This is a genomic window from Georgenia halophila, from assembly GCF_039541595.1.
Genome location: NZ_BAABGN010000005.1, coordinates 53661 through 73163, shown reverse-complemented (window position 1 = coordinate 73163; position 19503 = coordinate 53661). Strand labels below are relative to the sequence as shown.

General features: G+C 71.4%; 19 protein-coding genes, 1 tRNA gene and 2 pseudogenes. 14 read left to right on the top strand and 8 right to left on the bottom strand.

Annotated elements, in window-relative coordinates; all coding sequences use genetic code 11:
• Positions 1-294, top strand: a 294-nt coding sequence (locus tag ABD907_RS07230) for a substrate-binding domain-containing protein (RefSeq protein ID WP_345215569.1), incomplete at its 5' end; no start/stop codon positions are given.
• Positions 295-787: 493 nt separating this feature from the next.
• Here the strand turns inward: ABD907_RS07230 and ABD907_RS07225 are convergent.
• Complete coding sequence (locus tag ABD907_RS07225; RefSeq protein ID WP_345215568.1) at positions 788-1312, bottom strand: GNAT family N-acetyltransferase; 525 nt, start codon at positions 1310-1312, stop codon at positions 788-790.
• Between the two features lie 124 nt (positions 1313-1436).
• Here ABD907_RS07225 and ABD907_RS07220 point away from each other — a divergent pair.
• Both ABD907_RS07220 and ABD907_RS07215 read left to right on the top strand, forming a co-directional pair.
• Positions 1437-1820: pseudogene (locus tag ABD907_RS07220) on the top strand (NUDIX domain-containing protein); the annotation flags it as partial.
• 27 nt (positions 1821-1847) lie between these two features.
• Positions 1848-2828, top strand: a complete 981-nt coding sequence (locus ABD907_RS07215) for a DUF2332 domain-containing protein (RefSeq protein ID WP_345215567.1) — start codon at positions 1848-1850, stop codon at positions 2826-2828.
• Here the strand turns inward: ABD907_RS07215 and ABD907_RS07210 are convergent.
• Positions 2810-3547, bottom strand: a complete 738-nt coding sequence (locus ABD907_RS07210) for a hypothetical protein (protein WP_345215566.1) — start codon at positions 3545-3547, stop codon at positions 2810-2812. The two genes, ABD907_RS07215 and ABD907_RS07210, sit on opposite strands and share 19 nt — an antisense overlap.
• A gap of 283 nt (positions 3548-3830) precedes the next feature.
• Here ABD907_RS07210 and ABD907_RS07205 point away from each other — a divergent pair, with 283 nt between their 5' ends.
• Both ABD907_RS07205 and ABD907_RS07200 read left to right on the top strand, forming a co-directional pair.
• Positions 3831-4097 (top strand): type II toxin-antitoxin system Phd/YefM family antitoxin, encoded by a 267-nt coding sequence (locus ABD907_RS07205; protein WP_345215565.1) that lies wholly within the window; start codon positions 3831-3833, stop codon positions 4095-4097.
• Complete coding sequence (locus ABD907_RS07200; protein WP_345215564.1) at positions 4098-4379, top strand: type II toxin-antitoxin system RelE family toxin; 282 nt, start codon at positions 4098-4100, stop codon at positions 4377-4379. It begins immediately after the preceding gene.
• Positions 4380-4541: 162 nt separating this feature from the next.
• On the opposite strand, the gene ABD907_RS07195 is transcribed toward ABD907_RS07200, so the two are convergent.
• From ABD907_RS07195 to ABD907_RS07185, 3 genes and pseudogenes are all read right to left on the bottom strand, one after another.
• Entirely contained in the window at positions 4542-4916 is a 375-nt protein-coding gene (locus ABD907_RS07195; RefSeq protein ID WP_345215563.1) for a hypothetical protein, read from the bottom strand.
• A gap of 264 nt (positions 4917-5180) precedes the next feature.
• Entirely contained in the window at positions 5181-5648 is a 468-nt protein-coding gene (locus ABD907_RS07190) for a DUF4913 domain-containing protein (protein ID WP_345215562.1), read from the bottom strand.
• Positions 5645-6256, bottom strand: a pseudogene (locus tag ABD907_RS07185) (type IV secretory system conjugative DNA transfer family protein); the annotation flags it as partial. The gene ABD907_RS07190 and the pseudogene ABD907_RS07185, both read right to left, overlap by 4 nt.
• A gap of 418 nt (positions 6257-6674) precedes the next feature.
• On the opposite strand from ABD907_RS07185, the gene ABD907_RS07180 reads away from it, so the two are divergent.
• Both ABD907_RS07180 and ABD907_RS07175 read left to right on the top strand, forming a co-directional pair.
• The gene (locus ABD907_RS07180; RefSeq protein ID WP_345215560.1) at positions 6675-8111 is read left to right on the top strand and encodes a dicarboxylate/amino acid:cation symporter; all 1437 of its coding nucleotides are present in this window, start codon (positions 6675-6677) and stop codon (positions 8109-8111) included.
• A 120-nt stretch (positions 8112-8231) separates the two neighbouring features.
• Complete coding sequence (locus ABD907_RS07175) at positions 8232-8684, top strand: hypothetical protein (protein WP_345215559.1); 453 nt, start codon at positions 8232-8234, stop codon at positions 8682-8684.
• Between the two features lie 11 nt (positions 8685-8695).
• On the opposite strand, the gene ABD907_RS07170 is transcribed toward ABD907_RS07175, so the two are convergent.
• Positions 8696-9055: an STAS domain-containing protein gene (locus tag ABD907_RS07170; protein ID WP_345215558.1), complete on the bottom strand. Its 360-nt coding sequence runs from the start codon at positions 9053-9055 to the stop codon at positions 8696-8698.
• A 290-nt stretch (positions 9056-9345) separates the two neighbouring features.
• Positions 9346-9909 carry a type 1 glutamine amidotransferase domain-containing protein gene (locus tag ABD907_RS07165; RefSeq protein ID WP_345215557.1) on the bottom strand — a complete coding sequence of 188 codons (564 nt, stop codon included), beginning with the start codon at positions 9907-9909 and terminating at the stop codon, positions 9346-9348.
• Positions 9910-10107: 198 nt separating this feature from the next.
• Here ABD907_RS07165 and ABD907_RS07160 point away from each other — a divergent pair.
• Positions 10108-10180: transfer RNA gene (locus ABD907_RS07160), tRNA-Arg, on the top strand.
• A gap of 82 nt (positions 10181-10262) precedes the next feature.
• On the opposite strand, the gene ABD907_RS07155 is transcribed toward ABD907_RS07160, so the two are convergent.
• The gene (locus ABD907_RS07155; RefSeq protein ID WP_345215556.1) at positions 10263-10487 is read right to left on the bottom strand and encodes a hypothetical protein; all 225 of its coding nucleotides are present in this window, start codon (positions 10485-10487) and stop codon (positions 10263-10265) included.
• 169 nt (positions 10488-10656) lie between these two features.
• On the opposite strand from ABD907_RS07155, the gene ABD907_RS07150 reads away from it, so the two are divergent.
• The 6 genes from ABD907_RS07150 (at position 10657) to ABD907_RS07125 (ending at position 19475) form a co-directional block, all read left to right on the top strand.
• Positions 10657-11541, top strand: a complete 885-nt coding sequence (locus ABD907_RS07150) for an SIS domain-containing protein (protein ID WP_345215555.1) — start codon at positions 10657-10659, stop codon at positions 11539-11541.
• A 1-nt stretch (position 11542) separates the two neighbouring features.
• Complete coding sequence (locus tag ABD907_RS07145; RefSeq protein WP_345215554.1) at positions 11543-12472, top strand: ROK family protein; 930 nt, start codon at positions 11543-11545, stop codon at positions 12470-12472.
• Positions 12469-13419, top strand: coding sequence for a 1-phosphofructokinase family hexose kinase (locus ABD907_RS07140; RefSeq protein ID WP_345215553.1), 951 nt, complete (start codon positions 12469-12471; stop codon positions 13417-13419). The genes ABD907_RS07145 and ABD907_RS07140 overlap by 4 nt, the downstream gene beginning before the upstream one ends.
• The gene (locus tag ABD907_RS07135; protein ID WP_345215552.1) at positions 13409-14239 is read left to right on the top strand and encodes a class II fructose-bisphosphate aldolase; all 831 of its coding nucleotides are present in this window, start codon (positions 13409-13411) and stop codon (positions 14237-14239) included. The genes ABD907_RS07140 and ABD907_RS07135 overlap by 11 nt, the downstream gene beginning before the upstream one ends.
• 479 nt (positions 14240-14718) lie before the next feature.
• Positions 14719-19275 carry a hypothetical protein gene (locus tag ABD907_RS07130; RefSeq protein WP_345215551.1) on the top strand — a complete coding sequence of 1519 codons (4557 nt, stop codon included), beginning with the start codon at positions 14719-14721 and terminating at the stop codon, positions 19273-19275.
• Positions 19275-19475 (top strand): hypothetical protein, encoded by a 201-nt coding sequence (locus ABD907_RS07125; RefSeq protein ID WP_345215550.1) that lies wholly within the window; start codon positions 19275-19277, stop codon positions 19473-19475. The genes ABD907_RS07130 and ABD907_RS07125 overlap by 1 nt, the downstream gene beginning before the upstream one ends.
• The last annotated feature ends 28 nt before the right edge of the window (positions 19476-19503 follow it).

The window sequence follows — 19503 nt, the reverse complement described above, 5'->3', positions numbered from 1 at the left end:
ACGGTCGCCTTCGTGGAGGACCCCCATCAGGCTCTCGAGATCTACGCGCTCGCCGCTCACGACGGAATCGAGATCCCCGCTGACCTCTCCCTGGTGACCCTGGCCGACCCGGGGGCTGCCAACACACCGGATCTGACTCGCGTGAGCCCGCCCCGCTCCCAACTCGGTGCCGAGGCGCTTACTCTCCTGGGTCGGCTCCTGGACCCGACCCTCGAGGTCAGCGCCGGGAACCGCCGACTGACCCTGCCCTGCACGCTCGTGAGCGGAACCACGCTCGCGCGACCGATTCCCTGACCCAGGAGGACGTTTGATGACGCCCGGCCCCGGGCCGACCCCTCGATGGCAGGCCTCGGCCGGACCGCCACGACCGGTGTGGCCGAGGAACTCGCCACCGACATCCTGGTTGTCGGCGACGAGGAGACGATTAGCGCTTCGGTCTCGGCTTCGCGGTTGTGGTGCGTTCGCCCCAGGGGTCGTGCGCGGTGATCGAGGCGCGCACGGCGTCGAGTGCGGGCCACTCGTCCATGGCTGTGTGCGAATTAGCGCCGGCCGCGAGCCCGACGCGAGGACGAGGGCGCGACCCTTGGGCATGGCGGCGAGGTCGGCAACGTCGAGGAACCCGGCCGCGGTCGGGTACCCAATTCGAGTGACGTCAACCGGACTGGTAACCGTCAATATCTGGTTCGACATTGTTCGGGACCTGTGGCGACGTGATGCGGCAGTTCGTGCGAGCTTAAGAAGTTGACGTTGCCGGGCAAGCTGGATCAGCGGTGCTACCGCGAGACGGTCACACCTGGTTCGGCGGCCGGTCGGTCTGACGAAGTTGGCGGACACGCCAGACCTGAGCGTGGTCGGGGTTCCCGGTTGGGCTTGGTTCGATCCGTTCGACGGTGAATCCCTCGCGTTCATAGAACGCGCCAGCGCGCTGGTTTGCTGCGAAGTGCTCGATATACAGCCGATCGGCACTGGTGGGCAACTTCCTGGTGAGTGCGTCGAGGAGCTTCGGACCGACGCCGTGGCCACGATGCTGGGGGTGGACGTAGAGCTTGTAGATCACGTGGTCGTTTCCGTTGCGGCCGCGTTGCCCGACACCGAGGAGCTGCCCGTCGGCGACGGCGATGACCACGAGCCCCTGGGTCACGGCTGCTTCGATGTGGGTCTCGTTCCACCAGTTGCGGACCTGATCGTCGGCGGCTTCGGAACCGATCAATGGCGCGTAGTGGGGTTGGATGTGCGCCTCGCCGAACCGAGTGATGGCTGCGATGTCCTGGAACTCAGCTGTTCTGACGGTCGGCTCAGCTTTCGATGGCATCGCGCGCTCCCTCGCGAGTCTCCGGGTTCGTCCGACCACAGTAGGAGCACCGAGGCCGGTCGGTCGTGGATGATGCCTCTCGTGGAGCACTGGGGATCTACGGGCTTGGCAGGACCGGGACGATCACGTGGTCGTCGTCCGCAAGTCGCGGGGGCCGTATCTCGGCCTACTGGACCTACCTGGTGAGAGCCCAGAGTCTGGCGAGAGCCCCGAAAAGACTCTGGTTCGGGAGCTTCTTGAGGAGTGCGGAGTACGTCCGGCACGGTTCCTGTCCTGGCACGAGTTCGACCTCGGAGTTGACCGGGACAGCGCGGGCAGAACGATCGACCTGCGCCACCGTGGACGTATCGCACTTGTTGAGGTCACCGACGCCGTCGCGGAGATCAGAGACGTCGAGGACGTCGCCGCTGTCGAACGTCACCGTCCGGAAGACCTCGACGAGAACGCCTGCAGCGCTCCGCTGAGCTTTGCTCTGGGGCTGTTGCCGAGGCCGGATGGGCAAGAGTGAGCCGCATGAGCTGACTACGGTGCAGTGGTGAGCAAGACGGCAGACTTCTACCGGCGATGGGCCCAGCTCGAGGCCGAGGGCGTCTCGCCGTTGTATTACGACTGGGCTCTCGGCGTCGCGGCCGACACCGCTGTACTGGAGGTGGTTGAGGCTCTCCCACCTCGAAAGCGTCAGCCGAACCTCGTCTTCGCCGCGGCTCGCGCGGCAGGAGCTCCCTCGGCGCCGTACTCAGTCCTATGGCCGTGGCTCCTCGAGCACTGGGGCGAGGTTCGCGAGATCACGCTCACGCGCATGACCCAGACCAATGAAGCAGGCCGGTGTGCGGTACTCCTGCCCGTTCTGAGCCGTCTGCCGGGACCGTTGGCGTTGATCGAAGTCGGTGCGTCCGCCGGCCTGTGCCTGTACCCCGACCGGTACAGCTACTCGTATGCAACCCCGTCCGGGACAACCGTCGTCGATCCACCCGGCGGGCCGAGTCCGGTGCGGACCCGGTGCGCGATCGACGCCGACAGCGTCCCCGAGACAGTGCCGGAGGTCGCCTGGCGCGCGGGCATCGATCTCAACCCGGTTGACGTGCGCAACGAGACAGAGCTCAACTGGCTCGAGACCCTCATCTGGCCCGAGCACGAAGAGCGCCGCCAGCGTCTCCGTGCCGCCGCGGCGGTCGTCGCGGCAGACCCGCCGCGCCTACTCAAGGGCGATCTCTTCGACGTCCTACCTGCGCTGGTTGAGGAAGTCCCAGCCGGCACCCAGCTCGTGATCTTTCACAGCGCTGTTCTCGCCTATCTCGAGCGGGCGCAGCGCGAGCGGTTCGTCGAGCTTGTGCGCGGTATCGACGGCGTCTGGCTGAGCAACGAAGGCGCCCAAGTCCTGCCTCGAGCACATGACTTGCCCGAGGTCGAGAAGGACGGGCATTTCGTCCTCACTGTCGACGGCACCCCGGTCGCTCGAACGGGACCGCACGGACAGGCATACGACGCCCTGGCCAGTTACCCCGAGCCTCTCTGACTCGTGCTCTGAAGGGCTGCGTACTGCGCCATGGGCGTGGCTGCCGCTTGCGCATGGCGTTGGGTGACTTGGTCGCTGTAGCCGAGGAGGCTGGCGACGACGGGCGCGGGAATCTCGCTGACGAGATCTCGCATCGCTCGGTTCCGTGCTCCACGCAGGTTGATCCCGAGATCGCGGAGGGCGGTCCATGATCGTCTGCGAGGTGACGTGTCGCCCGGCACGGGTGCTGGGAACGAGCCAGTCGCTGTCGCGGTTCGCGCCGCGCTGGTTCGGGCGCGCCGAGAGGTGCTGCGCGAGCATGCCTGCGAACGGCTTCGGGACGGCGATCGGGGTGTCGGTGAACCGGACGCGATGCCGTCAGGTGTGAGGACGGTGTTGCTTAGCTTCAGTTCGGCGACTCGGACCAGTGGCTGGGCGTAGAGCAGGAGGAGGACGCCGGCGACACGGTAGGGAAGGCTCTCCGCGGTCCCGGTCACCAGCTCTCGGATCCAGGCAAGACGCTTGTCCTGCGTGAGGTGTGGCGCGGTTCGCGCTGTGCGGTGCTCGATGGTGATCCCGCGTTTCAGGCCAGTCTTCCTGGACCAGACGAAGAACGTCCGGATGAGGTGTCGAGTTGTCGGCCCTTCGGCGAGGTACTGGTCGACGTCCTGCTGGGTACAGGCGTCGAGATCCCGGCCGTGAGTGTCGCGGAGCCAGGTCAGGAACTTCAGGGTCTCCATGACCTGCTGCTTGGAGGCATGCACGGAGCCGCGACTGCGCTGGCCGGGTTCGCTCCGTGCCCTGATCCGCGCCAGGTGGTGCCAGCGTGCGAACCGTTCCACCGGATGTCGCAAGGCGGGATCGTCGACGAGAGCCAATCTAGAGCACCGCCCGCCGCACTCGACAGAGGGGAGGTGTCGCGGTTGCGTCCGTTGCAATTATGGACGCTTTAGTGGACATAACGACAGTTATCGGCTAGCAGTCGGGCTAGTGGCAGGTCAGAATTGGGGCTACCATGATGCCATGCGCAATGTTCCGTTGAGTGAGGCCAAGGACCGGTTGTCCGCCCTCGTCGAGGAGGCGGACAGCACGCACGAGATCATCCGGATCACGCGTCACGGCAAGAACGCGGCCGTGTTGATGTCTGCGGACGAGCTGGAATCGCTGCACGAGACGCTGCGGCTGCTATCGACCCCGGGTGCGGCGGCCGAGCTGCGCGAGGCCGAGGAGGCCTACGCGGCGGGCGAGACGACCAGCGGAGCCAACGCCCGGCGTCGGTACGGCCTGTAAGTGGCGCGAGAGCCACAGGATTGGCGCGTCGAGTTCGCGCCCGCGGCGATTCGAGCGCTGGACCGACTCCCCACCAAGATCGCCGCGGCCGTCGTCGAGTTCGTCACGACCTCCTTGCCCACCAACCCGCGGCGCATGTCCAAGCCGCTGCGGCCGCCGCTTGAAGAGTGGCGAGTTGCCCGGCGCGGTGACTACCGGGTGATCATCCAGCTGGACGAGGTCGCCGCAGTGATCCTCGTCGGCCGCATCGAGCACCGTGCCCACGCCTACCGGCGGCGCTGATCCGTCGCTGTGTCATGGTTCGGCCGGGCCACTGCGCGCGAGCCGATGCGGAACCAGAGGCACGTTCCTCAAGCTGCGCGGCAAGCATCCCAAGCTCTCGAGGCGTTCGAAATGTCCATGCTACGAGGTGCGCTGGCGGTGCCAAGTAGGTTCGTGTCAGCTCTACGACGAGGATTGTTGGTCTGCCGGGGCGGTGCTCGGCGTGGGGAACCATCGCCAGAGGATCGGCGCGGTAACGAGCAGGATCGCGGCAAATAGGGTCTGGTTCACGACGCCGAACAGGGGATGGCCGCCGACGGTTGCGAAGACCGTCCAGTTCACCGCGATGTCGACCAAGATCACGATGAGCGCGAGGACGATGCCCGCGCGACGACGCAAGGCCAGCAGCGCCGCCGTGACCGGATCGATGACCGTGAGTGAGACCCAGAACAGCCGCAGCGGGGTCGGGACCTCGGCGTATGTCCCCAGGCCGCCTGCAACGAGGTCAAGGATGTGTGTTGTCGTGCCGATGAGGAAACCCACGATCCAGACGACCAAGATCGCCATGCGGAGGCGATCCGAAGTCTTCTGGTGCACCTTCTCATGCTAGGAGCTCTCGTCTCGGCGGTCGTGCTTGGTCAGCGGCGCGCGCGGGCGTAGTTGTTCTAGGCCGAGCCGGTGAGTTCGGCCCAGCGGGTGCTATCTATAGAGCGACTAGAAAGCCAGAGCGCTTCCATCGCGAGATCTCACGATCGCGAACCAGAGGTCGGCGACAAGGTCTCCCGGCAACGGTCCTGATGGATAGGCGTACACGCTCGTTGCTCATGACGGGACGTCTCGCTCGTCCTGGAACAGGCCCGCAGGTGGTTCGGCATACGGCAGTGGCTCGTCGCGGCTGTTGGTGTCTTTGACGCCGTGGAAGACGCCGTCGGGGTCCATCAGGGCGGGCATGTGGTGGTCGGCGTGGTCTCGCCACCAGATGCTGGCGCCGGTGGCTGGGTCGAGGCGGTGGTGTTCCCAGGCGCGCCAGAGGGCGTCGAGGCGGCTGATGGCTTCGCCGTACTTCCACCACTGCGCGGCCCAGACCCGGCGTTGCCCGTCGATGCGGCGCCGGTACTGGTAGCGGAGGTATTCGCGCACGAACTCATCGACCGAGCCGTAGTACAGCCGCGGCGCGTCCTCGGCCGCGGCGGCCGCCGAGCTGCCGTCTTCGGCCGGATTGGGCTCTTCGCAGTCGTCTCCCCAGTCGTCTGCCCAGTCCTCGGTCGCCGAGTCGTCGGTGGCGGTCACGATGCCGGCTCCTGCGCCAGGGACGAGGAGACCGTCAGGGCTTCGGTCTCGGCTTCGCGGATGGTGCGTTCGCCTTGGGGGTCGTGTGCGGTGATGGAGGCGCGTACGGCGTCGGCGTGCGGGCCGTTCATCCAGGGTTGGGTGCGGATCAGCGCTGGCCGTGACCCGGAGGCGAGGACGAGGGCGCGGCCTTTGGGCATGGCGGCGAGGTCGGCGACGTCGAGGATCCGCTCGCGTTGGAGCTGACGCGAGACTGTCCGGTGCCCGCGCCCCACCGACAGCGAGGACGACTCGCGGTCGTACTCACCGACCATGCGCGAGAGGTCCTCGAGGAAGGCGTCTTCGCTGACGCCGCCGCCGTAGCACTTGATGTTGGCGGCGGACCACAACTTCTTCATCCCGGACTCGCCCCACACGTCTACGCCCTGGGACCAGGACTGCAGAATCGTCATCAGCACGATGCCGCGCGAGCCGTAGTGGCTGTACAGGTTCGGCAGCTCGCGCCAGCGGCAGACGTTGGCCGCTTCGTCGAGCACACCGAGCAGCGGTGTCGCGAGCCGCCCGCCCGGGGACCTCACAGCGAGCTCCTCGGCGGCCTCGACCACCGCCTCGTCCCCATCTCATCACGTGGGCTTCCCTCCGGGTGGGCGGATCGGCAGATGCGGCGGTGGCTTACGATGTGGCCTGCCGCCGCCGGCGGTGACGTCCGCAGATCGCCAGGAGTGTTCGTGCACAACACGTGGAACCTCACCGAGCGCCTTGTTGTCGACCTCTGTCGCAAGGCGAGCATGGTGTGTCGTCCCACGGACCTGCCGGGCGGCCGCTGAGCGCACACCGCGCTCCACCTGAAGCACCGGCCCCGGCCACCGATCACCTGGCTCGCCTGGCCGCACAGGAATGTGCTGGTTCAGGACATACCGGACCCGCGCACGGATGCGCGGATCCACGAGCCGCGACGGGCCCGCCGGCCCGTCGCACCGACGTCTCTGCCTGCGCCGCGGCGCACCCACGAAAGGACACCGCTCCGTGTCATCTGAAACTTCAACCGAATCGACGTCCCGACGACGACTCCGGCTCCCGTCGTTCAGCGTCCAGATCGTCCTCGGTCTTGTCCTCGGCGTGATCCTCGGCTGGATCGCGCTCGAGATCGGCGAGACCGCCGACGGCGAGCCCAACGGTCTCACCGTCGCCCTGTCCACCATCGGTGGCTCGTTCGTCAGCCTGCTCAAGGCCGCCGTGCCGCCGCTGGTCTTCACCGCCATCGTCGCGTCGATCGCGAACCTGCGCGGCGTCTCCAACGCCGCCCGGCTGGCCGGTCAGACCTTGCTCTGGTTCGCCATCACGGCGCTGATCGCCGTCTCGATCGGCATCGGGCTCGGGCTGCTCTTCGAGCCCGGCGCCAACGCCGCCGTGAGCGCCGACGACGCCGCCGCCCCCAGCGGCACGGGCTCGTGGCTCGGCTTCCTCGAGGGCCTCATCCCCGCCAACGTGCTCGGGATCGAGGCCTCGGCCAGTACCGAGACGGGCGACAACGGCGCCCTGGTCGGCGTCGAGACCTCCATCGGGTTCAACGTCCTGCAGATCATCGTGGTGGCGCTCGCCTTCGGGGTCGCTGCCCTGAAGGCCGGCAAGAAGGCCGAGCCGTTCCTGGCGTTCAACGCCTCGCTGCTCTCGGTGATCCAGACCGTGCTGTGGTGGATCATCCGCCTCGCCCCGATCGGCACCATGGGCCTCATCGGCCGCGCCATCGCCAGCTACGGCTGGGACTCGCTCACCAGCCTCGGTTGGTTCGCCGGTGCCGTCTACGTCGGTCTCGCGCTGGTGCTGTTCGTCGTCTACCCGATTCTGCTGCGGGCCCACGGCCTGAACCCGATCAGCTACTTCCGCGGGGCGTGGCCGGCCATCCAGCTCGCGTTCGTCTCCCGCTCCTCGATGGGCACCCTGCCGGTGACCGAGCGGGTCACGTACCGCAACCTCGGCGTCCCGCGCAGCTACGCCTCGTTCGCGGTCCCGCTCGGCTCGACCACCAAGATGGACGGGTGCGCCGCGATCTACCCGGCGCTCGCTGCCATCTTCGTCGCGCAGTTCTTCGGGCTGGACCTGGCCGTGACGGACTACCTGCTCATCGTCCTCGTCTCGGTGCTGGGCTCCGCCGCCACCGCCGGGACCACTGGGGCGACGGTCATGCTGACCCTCACGCTGTCCACCCTGGGCCTGCCGCTCGAGGGCGTCGGACTGCTGCTCGCGGTCGACCCGATCGTCGACATGGGCCGCACCGCGGTCAACGTCGCGGGTCAGGCCCTCGTGCCGACCATCGTGGCGAAGCGGGAGAAGATCCTCGACGTCGAGCAGTACGACTCCGCCAACGCCGAGAACCTGTTCACCGAGGAAGGGCACGACGACGCCGCTTCCGCCCCGCCGGTCGAGGAGCAGGTGGGCGAGCCGGTCGCCGCTCGCACCTGATGAGCTGAGGGCTGACGAGCAGACGCGAAGGTGGGCCGGCGGTGCCTCGCCGGCCCACCTCCCGTGCCGTCGGACGGAAAGCCGCCCCGGTGGCGCGGCCGGCACGGCAGGATGGCCGGCATGCAGGTCGCCCGGAGGACCAGGAAGCTCGTGGCCGCGGGAGTGCTCGGGTTGCTCGCTGCTCCCGGCGTCGTCGCGTGCTCCGACGAGCCGGAGGAGCTGCCCGCCGCACTTACCTGCACGCTGTTCTACCGGCCGGAGGCCGGCTCGGCGGCCGGGGAGGAGCACGTCGACCTGACCGTCCCGCGGGCGGATCACCTCACCCCTGCGCCCGAGCGCGCCACCTTCGAGGGCCTCGTCGTCGAGGTGACATACACGGGTGAGGCACCGGAGGGCCGGAACGTCCGCGTGGTCGTGTCATCCGGTGACGCGCTGCTGCTGACGTCCCTCTACCAGGTGGAGCCCGGCTCAGCGTTGGACGGGCAGTTCGGAGCGCACGGGTTCACCGGGCTGCAGTACGTGCGCGACGGCGACGCGGAGCTCCAGTTCACCTGCGCGCCCGCGGAGTCGTGACGACGGAACCGTCACGCAGGGAAGTCGGGGCAATGGTCGAGAATCTCGACCGACCGGTCCAGGCCGCTGACGGACATCACGAACTGCATGACGTCGGGCGGTTGGATCACGCGGACCGGTAGCGCCTGCGCGAGCCGCGCCAGATGTGCGGCGCCCGCCGAGTCGATGAACGCGACCGTCCGGGCGTCGACCTCGACCGGGACGCCGGCTGTGGCGCACTCCGACACCGCGTCGGCCAGCTCTTGGCCGAAGGAGTCGTCGACCTCGCCCGAGAGCACCAGTCGCGTGCGGTGCGGTGAGAAGAGGACGGCGACCGAGCCGAAGGAGTTGTCGATGTCGCCCTCTGTCGGGGTGGTGCCTGATGTCGCCATGTTCCGACCCCTTCTCGGGGACGTGCCCCGGATTCCGGCCCCTCTGCACCAGAACGGCCTCGCTGACCGCCTTGCCGGGTGAGTGTCTCACGACGCCTCGGCCCGTTCCGGTGAACGGCTCGCCGTCTCACCGGGCAGCCGGGACGGCGGTCCTGACGGTGCCTCCGTCGGCGTGCGAAAAGTCCGCCGGACGTGGAAGGACGCCGTGGGGACATGCTCGCCCCCACGGCGTCCGGGCCGCGGCGATCCGGCCTTGATGGGTCAGGTGGGTCAGGCCAGGCGGGTCAGGGTCAGCCCGCGGCCGGCGTGGCCGTCTGGCCCGTGTGCTCGCCCTCGCCGATCTCCTCGACCAGCTTGTCGTTGAAGGCGGGCAGGTCCTTGGGCGTGCGGCTGCTGACCAACCCGGCGTCGACGACGACCTCTTCGTCGACCCAGGTGGCGCCTGCGTTGCGCAGGTCGGTCTGCAGGCTCGGGTACGAGGTCAGCGTCCGGCCGCGGACCACGTCGGCGTCCGTGAGGATCCAACCGCCGTGACAGATCACGCCCACGGGCTTGTGCTGGGCGAAGATGTCGCGGGTGAACGACACGGCCGGCGCGTCCATACGGAGGTGGTCGCCGTTGGCGACGCCGCCGGGCAGGACCAGTGCGTCGAAGTCCGCCGCCCGTGCGTCGCTCGTGGCCAGGTCGACCTTCGCCTCGTGGCCCTTCTTGCCGGTGATGGTGCCGCTCTCCGGGGAGATCAGCACCACCTCGGTTCCCGCCTCCCGCACGGCTTCCCACGGGCTTGTGAGCTCGCTGTCCTCGAAGCCGTTCGTCGCGAGGAATGCGACCTTCTTTCCGGACAGGTGTGCCATGCTGCCTCTCCTCTCATCGAGTGCTGGTTCTGCGACCACGCTAGGCACCGCCGCGAGCGTCGGCATCCGGAGGACGCGCCCGGCGTTGCCCCGCCCTGGGCGCCGTGCCCGCTCGGCCGGGCAACGAGGCCGTGCCACGCAACGGTGCGCCGCCGGGTACGCTGGTCCGCGGTCGCGTCCTTCCCGGTCTGCGGCCAGGCCCTCGTAGCTCAGGGGATAGAGCACCGCTCTCCTAAAGCGGGTGTCGGCAGTTCGAATCTGCCCGAGGGCACAACCCCCCGTCTTCTTCTCGCTGTCGAGACGACACGGCAGCGGCCGCGATGCGGCGCCGTCTGACGGCGCCGCCTCTCGGTCTAGTCCTTCGATGCCGGAGGCGCCGGGCGCCTCCGGTCGGCGTCTCGGATGCCATGTCGGACAGCGAGGCGGATGATCCAGTAGGCGAGCAGGATCCCGACGAGCAAGACGGCGACGAGGACGAGCGTGGACAGCCAGTCGTACGAGGATGGTTCGAGGGGGTTGGGGGCCTGGAAGCCGGTGCTGGTCGGCCGTCGGAGACCTGTCGGGACGAGGAGTGGCATGACCTCATTGTGGCGGCCGGAAAGCCGGAAGCGAGGTCCGTCAGCTTCTCGCGGGCGCGCCCGTTCGTCGTCGGAGCTTGCCAGGCCCCGTGAACAGGGTCTCGATGTGATTGATGATGCTCGGTAAGCCACTAGACTGATCGCCATCAGTCACTCCGAAGGAGGCCACGTGCCCGACAATGCAACGATCGCTGAGGTTGAGTCCCAGCCGAAGACCTGGCAGTGGGCGCTGTCCATCCTGCCCTCGCTCGAGGGCATGCCGGCCGACGGCGAGCGGGTGGCCGTCGTCGGGTGCGGCACCTCGTGGTTCATGGCGCAGTCGTACGCGGCGCTGCGCGAGGCTCGGGGTCAGGGGGAGACCGACGCGTTCACGGCTTCCGAGTTCCCTGCCGGCAGGTCCTACGACCGCGTCGTCGCGATCTCCCGCTCCGGCACGACCACGGAGATCGTGCAGCTGCTGGGCGCCACCGCGACCCCCACGGTCCTGCTCACCGCCGTCGGCGGCAGCCCCGCCGGTGCCCAGGCCGACCACCAGGTCGTGCTCGACCGCGCGGACGAGTCCTCGGTGGTGCAGACCCGGTTCGCGACCACGGCCCTGCTCGTGCTGCGTGCCAGCCTCGGGGAGGACGTGACCCACCTCGTCGGCCAGGCCGAGGCGGCCCTCCGGTACGAGGTCGACGCCGCATGGACCGAAGCCGACCAGCTCACCTTCCTCGGAGCCGGCTGGACGAACGGCCTCGCCCACGAGGCCGCCCTGAAGTTCCGGGAGTCCTCGCAGTCGTGGACGGAGTCGTACCCGGCGATGGAGTACCGGCACGGTCCGATCTCGATCGCCCAGCCGGGCCGGATCGTGTGGATGTTCGGCGAGCCGCCGGAGGGTCTGGCCGACGAGGTCACCCAGACCGGAGCAACCTTTCGTGCCAGCGAGCACGACCCGCTGGTCCAGCTCGTGCTGCTGCACCGGGTGGCTGTGGCCCGCGCGGCCGCCAAGGGGCTCGACCCCGACACCCCTCGGCACCTGAGCCGCTCGGTGATCCTGTCCGCCGGAGAATGACGTGGCACCGCACGCGGTCGGCGTCGACATCGGCGGGACGACCATCAAGGCCGGCAGGGTGGCGCCCGACGGCCGGCTGACCGAGACACGTCAGTTCCCCACGCCGACCGACGTCACCGAGCTGCTCCACCGCGTCCGCGAGCTCGTCGAGGACTGCGGCGTGGAAGGGGACCTCGTCGGCCTGGTCACCGCCGGCCTCACGGACGAGGGGACGGGCCGGGTCATGTACTCGGCCAACCTCGGGTGGCGCGACGTCCCGCTGCGCGACCTGGCGGCCGAGGCCTTGGGCCGTCCGATCGCGTTCGGGCACGACGTCCGCGGCGCCGCCCTGGCGGAGTCCCGCTGGGGCGTGGGGATGAGCGACATGCTGCTCGTGCCCGTCGGCACCGGTGTCGCGTCCGCTCTGGTGCTGCGCGGGCGGGTCCGGGGGACCGGTTGGGCGGGCGAGATCGGTCAGGTCCTGGTGGTCGACCCGGACGCGGGCCGGGATGCCGGCGCAGACTCAGCGGGCAGAACCGCGGCCCGGCTCCCCCTCGAGCAGGTCTGCTCGGCCGCCGCGATCGCACGCCGGTACGCCGCCCTGGTCGGCGAGCCCGACACCACCGGGGGCGCCCGGCACGTCATCGACCGGGTGCGGGAGGGCGACACCTCCGCCCGGTGGGTCGTCGAGACCGCGACGGCCGCGCTCGCCGACGCCCTCGCCGCCGGCGTCGGTCTCCTCGGACCGGTCACCATCGTCCTCGGTGGCGGGCTCGCCGAAGCGGGGGAGGACATCCTGCGCCCGTTGCGAGCCGCCCTGGACGAACGCCTCCCCGCACAGGCGCGCCCCAGGCTGGACGTGGCGGCGCTCGGCCGGTGGTCCGGCTGCCTCGGCGCGGCCGCCCTCGCGCTCACGGACACCGCCGAGCCGACCGGAGGTGCGTCGTCGTGATCCTCGCCGTGACGCCGAACCCGGCGCTGGACCTCACGTACACGGTGCCGGCCCTCGAGGTGGGCGCGGTGCACCGCGTGCAGTCGGTCGCGGAGGCACCCGGCGGCAAGGGGGTCAACGTCGCGCGCGTCCTGACGCAGCTCGGCGAGACGGTCACCTGCGCCGGCTTCCTCGGCGGCGCCACGGGCCGCGCGGTCGCAGACCGCCTGGACGCCGCCGGCATCGCCCAGGCCTGGATCCCGATCGACGCCGAGACCCGCCGGACCGTCAACGTCGTCGACGCCGCGGGAGCGACGCTCCTGAACGAGCCCGGTCCCACGCTCGACGCCGGTGCCTGGGAGCGGCTGACCGGTCGAGCGAGCGAGCTGCTGGGCGCCGGCGACGTCCTCACCGTCTCGGGCTCGTTGCCTCCCGGCAGCCCCGACGGCGCACTGCCGTCCCTGGTCCGGGCCGCGGCCGCCCGGGAAGCCCTCGTGGTCGTCGACACCTCCGGTCCCGGACTCCTCGCCGCGGCCGCCGCCGGCGCGCACGTCCTCAAGCCCAACGAGGACGAGCTCCTCCGCGCGACCGGCGCGGACGACGTCCTGGCCGGGGCCGCCGAGCTGATCGACGCCGGCGCGGCAGCGGTCCTGGTCTCCCAAGGGTCCGCCGGGGCTCTCCTCGTCGTCCGCGGCCCGGGCGGACGGCGTGCCTGTCGCTGCCGTCCCGCGGAGGTGCTCCAGGGCAACCCGACCGGCGCGGGTGACGCGGCGGTCGCAGCGATCGCCCGTGCCCTCTCGGGCGCCGACGCCGGAGCGCCCCTCGACGTGGTGCTCGCCCGCAGCCTGCCCGATGTCGTCGCGCTCTCCGGGGCGGCCGTGCTCGCCCCGACGGCCGGCGCCGTCGACCTCGATGCCTACGGCCGCATGACGGCCACCGTCCGGACGGAGGAGATTCGTGCTCACTGACCTCACCAGCGTGGCCGCCCGGGCGCGGGCCGCCGGACGCGGCCTGGGCGCGTTCAACGTCGTCCACCTCGAGCACGCCGAGACGTTCGTCGCCGCGGCCGAGCGTGTGCGACAGCCCGTCGTCCTCCAGGTGAGCCAGAACGCCGTGCGATACCACGGACCCCTGGCGCCGATCGGGGCGGGCGTCCTGGAGGTGGCCCACGCCGCGCAGGTCCCGGTCGTGGTGCACCTCGACCACGCCGAGGACACCGACCTGGTGCGCGAGGCCGTCGCGCTCGGCTTCACCTCCGTGATGTACGACGGCGCACGCCGCGCCTTCGCCGACAACGTCGCCACCACGGCGGAGGTCGTGGCGCACGCACACGCGCACGGCGTCTCGGTCGAGGCCGAGATCGGCGAGGTGGGCGGCAAGACCGGCCCCCACGACCCCTCCGCCCGCACCGATCCCGACGAGGCCGCCGACTTCATGGCGCTCACGGGGGTCGACCTCCTCGCCGTCGCCGTCGGCTCCTCCCACGCGATGACCCACCGCGGCGCCCGACTGGACACCGACCTGATCCGGGCCATCGGCCGCGCCGTCGACGTCCCCCTCGTCCTGCACGGCTCGTCCGGCGTCGCCGACGACGAGATGCGCCGGGCGATCGAGGCCGGCATGACCAAGATCAATGTCTCCACCCACCTCAACCGCCTCTTCACCACCCGGGCACGGGAGGCGCTCGACGCGGATCCCGACGTCGTCGACACCCGGCGGTGGTTCCGGCCCGGCAACGCCGCGATCGGCGACGAGGTTGCCCGGCTGCTGACGCTCTACGCCGGCTGACGGACCACGGTCAGCGCCTCCGGCCGGCGTGCGGGCGGCTCGTCCTCACGGGGCGCGCGACGGGCGAATTGGCAGGAACCTGCCATGGCCGCTTGTGGCCACTCCACAGACCCTCTTTTGTGGGCATGCTTGTCCTGCCGGCGGCTACCTTTCAGGTGTCCCGGGCTTCCGGAGGGACGTTCCGCAAGGAGCGTGGGGGCCCGGGGCCGCCGTTCATAGCCGGTCGGGTGCAGGCCGCACCCCTCCGGCCGTGAGTCGTGCTTGCGCGAACGCGGCCGGAGGGGTCATGCTTGTGCGAGATGGAGCGCGACGCCTGCCCCCCTGCGCGTCGCGCTCCATCCTCCAACCGGGCGACATGCCACTCCAGCGACCTCCGGTCGGCGTCGATCAGCAGCCGCGACCGTCGAAGGTTCACCTCTTCCGCGCGTCGAACGGCGCGGCACCACCGTTGACGCCTCGTCGCTGCCTACCGTGGAGGAATGACGCCCGCGTTCTTCCGCCGTAGTGGGACGGCCCGTCGCCACGCCGCCTCGGTGTCCGCCGGCCCCTCCCGCGCCCGCAGCTCCGCCAGCCCCAGCCCCAACGGCTCGAGCTCCACCAGCACGCCGGACGCGCCGGCGACACCGTCCGGCACAGCGCTGCCTCGACGCCCGCGACCCCGCCCGGTGCCGCAGGAGCGCACCGAGGTCGTCGACCAGGCGGCCACCGCCTGGCGGGAGAGGCTGGTCGAGCTCGGCGGCGCCAGCACGCTCGCGGACCTCACGCTCCTCGGTGACGCCGTGATCGACCTGACGGCGGCCCACCCCTCGGGCATCGCCCAGCTGTACGCGGGACGGACCACCCGACTGAGCAATCTCGTGCGCGAGGGCGGCGCCCAGCACGACGCACGCCGCAACGCCCGGACCGTGCGCGCCCGCGCCGACGAGCTCGCGCAGCGCTACGGCCTCGCTCCGACGTACCTGGCCATCGGCGTCGCGACCTGGACCGAGCTGCCCGACCCGGACGAGCCGGACCTGACCGAGACCGGCGAGGTGTTTCTCGAGCCCTCGACGAACCCGGGGAACGCCCACGCCGACAACGCCGCCACGTCCGCCGCGTCGGCCGGTCCAACTGCCGACGCGACCTCAGCCGCGTCGGCCGGAAGTGCCGGCAGCCCCGCCGAGCCGGCCGACGAGGCGACCACCGCCGAGGTTCCACCGCCGCCTCCATCAGCACCCTCACCAGCACCGGCGCCGCAGCTCGCGCCCGCCGGCCAGGCGCCCCGCACACCGGTGCGCACCATCCACGCCCCGGTGCTCCTGCGGCCCGTCCGCCTGACCCCGCACCCGGGCGCGGACTCGGACTTCGCGCTCGACCTCGAAGCCACGATCGAGGTCAACCCCGTGCTCCTCCGGGCGCTGCGCAGCGCCGGCGTGACCACCGACGTCGCCGCCATCGCCCGCTCCGCCTACACCGAGCACGGGTTCTCCCCGCGCGGTGCGCTGACGCGGCTCGCCGAGCTCGGCAGCCAGCACCTCGCCGGGTTCGAGATGACCGAGCGGCTCGTCGTCGGCCCGTTCGTCCATCCCGGCCAGGTCCTCGTCGACGACCTCGACGCCATGCGGCCGTACCTGCCCGGCTCCGACGTCGTCGCCGCGCTCGCGGGCGAGGAGGACGCCCGCGCCGCGCTCGATGTCCCGCTGCCGCCGCACGTGCCGACCGACCGCCTGCCGGAGGAAGAGCGCGGGGTCGGTGACCTCGACGTCGACCAGGCCCACGCCGTCGACGCCGTCACCACCGGCCGGCACGTCTTCTTCGACGCGCCGCCGGGAGCCGACGTGCTCGGCACCGTGGCGGCCGTCGTCGCGGACGCCGCGGCCTCCGGGCGCACCGCGATGTACGTGCCGGGCTCGCGCCGCTCCGGCAGGGCGCTGCGGAACCGGCTGAGCGAGGCCGGCCTGGACGAGCTGGTCCTCGACCTGTCCACGGACGACCAGTGGCGCCGGTCCGCGCCCCAGCGCCTCCGTGCGGGTCTCGACCCGGCACCGGTCGAGGTCGACGACGACTCCGTGCAGACCGTCCGCAGCGAGCTGACCGCCGTGCGCGACGAGCTCGCCGGGTACATCGGCGGCCTGCACGAGAAGCACCAGCCCTGGAACGTCTCCGCCTACGACGCCCTCCAGGAGCTCGCCCGCCTGACCTCCGCCCGTCCCGGGCCGCGCACGCGTGTCCGTCTCGACGCCGCCACCCTCGAAGCGATGGCCGTGACCGGCCCCGACGAGCTCGGCGAGCTCCTGACGCGCGCGTCCGCACTCGGTGCCTTCACCATGCGGCCGCACGACACGCCCTGGTACGGCGCCCGGCTGACCGACGCGGCCTCGGCCTCGAACGCGCTCGAGCGCACCCAGCGGCTCGGTGAGCTGAGCCTGCCCGCGCTGCTCGAGCAGGTGTCCCGGGTGACGTCGCAGACCGGCCTGGAGCGGGCCACCACGCTCGACGAGTGGAGCGAGCAGCTGCGGATGCTGGACGGCGTGGCCGAGGCGCTCGACGTCTTCATGCCGCAGATCTTCGAGCGCTCGGCGGCCGACATGGTGGTCGCCACCGCGTCGAGGAGGTGGCGCCGGGACAACGGCGTCGCCATGAAGGGCGGCGTGCGCCGCCGGATGCGCAAGCAGGCCAAGGACCTCCTGCGCCCGGGCCGGCCCGTCGACGACCTGCACGCCGAGCTCCTGCGTGTCCAGGAGCAGCGCGAGATCTGGCGCCGTCACAACCCGGCAGGCGGCTGGCCGCGCCTGCCCGACGGCCTCGCCGAGATCAAGGCCACCGAGGCGGAGGTACGCGCCGACGTCGAGGCGTTGCAGCCGATCATCGGTGCCGGGGCCGGTCTCGACGACCTGACCGGGTTGGCCCTGCCGACCCTGCAGGAGCGGATGAAGGAGCTGGGGCAGGACGCGCCCACGCTGCGGCTGCTGCCCGAACGCACCCAGGTGCTCGGCGACCTGCGCTCGAAGGGGCTCGGCGCGCTCCTCGAGGACCTGGCGACCCGCCGGGTCCCGACCGCACTCGTCGGCGCCGAGCTCGAGCTCGCGTGGTGGTCCTCCGTCCTCGAGCAGATCCTGCGCACCGCGCCGGGGCTGGCCGGTCAGGACGGGCCGGCGCTGCAGCGGCTGGCCGGCCGCTTCCGCGAGCTCGACGAGGCCCAGGTCGAATCGCTCGCCGGCCCGGTCCGCCGCGCCGCCGCCGACGCCGTCCGCGCGGCGGTGCGGGCGCGCCGCGAGGACTCCACACGGCTCTACCGCGCGCTCGGCGATCCGACCGGCGCGAACCTGCGCGAGCTTCTCGCCGCGCATCCCGGTCCCGCCATGGCCGCGCGGCCGGTCTGGCTCATCGCCCCGATGCTCGTGCCGCAGGTGGTGCCCGAGGGCCCCACCATCGACCTGCTCCTCCTTGACGGCGTCCAGCACCTGCCCGTCGAGCAGGCCGTCTCCCTGCTGGCCCGCGCGCGGCAGGTCGTCCTGATCGGCGACTCGCGACGGCGCGGCGAGGGGCTGATCGGCACACTCGCGCCGCTGCTGCCCGCCGTCACGCTCCCCACCGGCCGCGCGGAGCGGGACGAGGGGATTGCCGCCTTCCTCGCCGGCCACGGCTACGACGGCGTCATCCGGTCGGTGCCGGCACCGCCCTCGGCGTCCCGGATGCGGCTCGACCTCGTCGAGGGGTACGGCATGCCCGCGCCCGGACGGGACGCCGTCGAGTCCGTCCAGCCCGAGGTGGACCACGTCGTCGACCTGGTCATCGAGCACGCCCTGACGTCGCCGGAGCAGTCGCTGGCCGTCGTCGCCCTCAACGCCCGGCACGCCGAACGGGTGCGCGAGGCGGTCGGCACCGCCGTCGCCGGCAGCCCCGCCGTCGCGGACTTCTTCCGGACCGACCGTGAGGAGCCCTTCACCGTCGCCGAGATCGACTCCGCCGGCGGGCTGCGACGCGACGTCGTGGTCCTCTCGGTCGGATTCGGCAAGACCCCGCACGGGCGCGTGCTGCACCGCTTCGGCGTCATCTCCGAGCCGGACGGGCTGGCCTGCCTCGTCGACGCGCTCGACGCGGTCCGCCACCGCCTGGTGCTGGTCTCCTGCATCGGTCCCGGCGACCTCGACCGGTCGCGTCTGCGCCAGCCCGGTCCGCAGCTGCTCGCCGATCTGATCGAGCAGTCGGCCACGGGCGACCTGCCCGCCCAGGGGGCCGACTCCGCGCCCGAGGAGAGCCCGGACCAGCTGCTCGTGGATCTCGCCGAGCGGTTGTGGCGGGTCGGGCTGACGGTCGTGCCGCGCTACGGCGTCGAAGGCGGCGTGCGCATCCCGCTCGCGATCGGCCACCCGGACCTGCCGGGCGAGCTCCTCGTCGCCGTGCTGACCGACGACGCCGAGTACGTCGCCGAGCAGTCGCTGCGGCGCCGCGACCGTCACTGGGTCCAGCGGCTCGCCGACCGCGGCTGGCGGGTGCACATGGCGTTCTCGGCGGCGGTCTTCATGGACCCGCAGGCCGAGGCCCAGGCGATCCTGGCCGAGGTCCTCGAGGTCGTCGCCGAACGTCAGACCGCCATGGCGTCCGCGCGTCCCTCCGCCGCCGAGATGACGGCCCTGCCGCACACCTACACCTCGGCCGACTCGGCCGACGCCGCAGCGTCACCGGCCGAGCCGGTTGCCCCCGACGCGGGCGGCTCACCGGCCGAGGCCGGCTCCACGGACCAGGCCGCGAGCTCCGCCGAGGCGCCGCCCCCCGCCGCCGACCAGAACGAGGCGCCGGGCACGGACGAGGAGCCGGCGGCCAACGAGCCGAAGCTGCGTCCGCGCGGCCCCCGACCGCACGTGGTCCCCGGACTGCCGCTGGCCGCCTACAGCGACGATCAGCTCGACGACCTCGTCAGCTGGATCGAGTCCGACGGCGCCGGCCGCGACGAGGTCGAGCTGGTGGAGGAGCTGCGCGGCGAGCTGGCGCTCACCCGCCGCGGCGCCCAGGTCGACGCCGTCCTCGGGCACGTCGTGCGCCGGCGCGGCTGATGCCGCGACGCCACCGCCGCGTGGTGCGGCTGTCCGACGCGGACCGCAAGCGCCTCGCGGAGGGCGAGATCACCGACCCGGTCGAGGCGCTGCACGACCCGGACGCGACGCAGAGCCGCGAGGAGGACAAGGAGCGACCGTCGGGCGGCAACGACGACCAGCTCCGCCGCGACGTGCCGCCCCACTGGGGCAAGCACTGAGCGGTCAACCCTGAGCCGATGCCCGCGC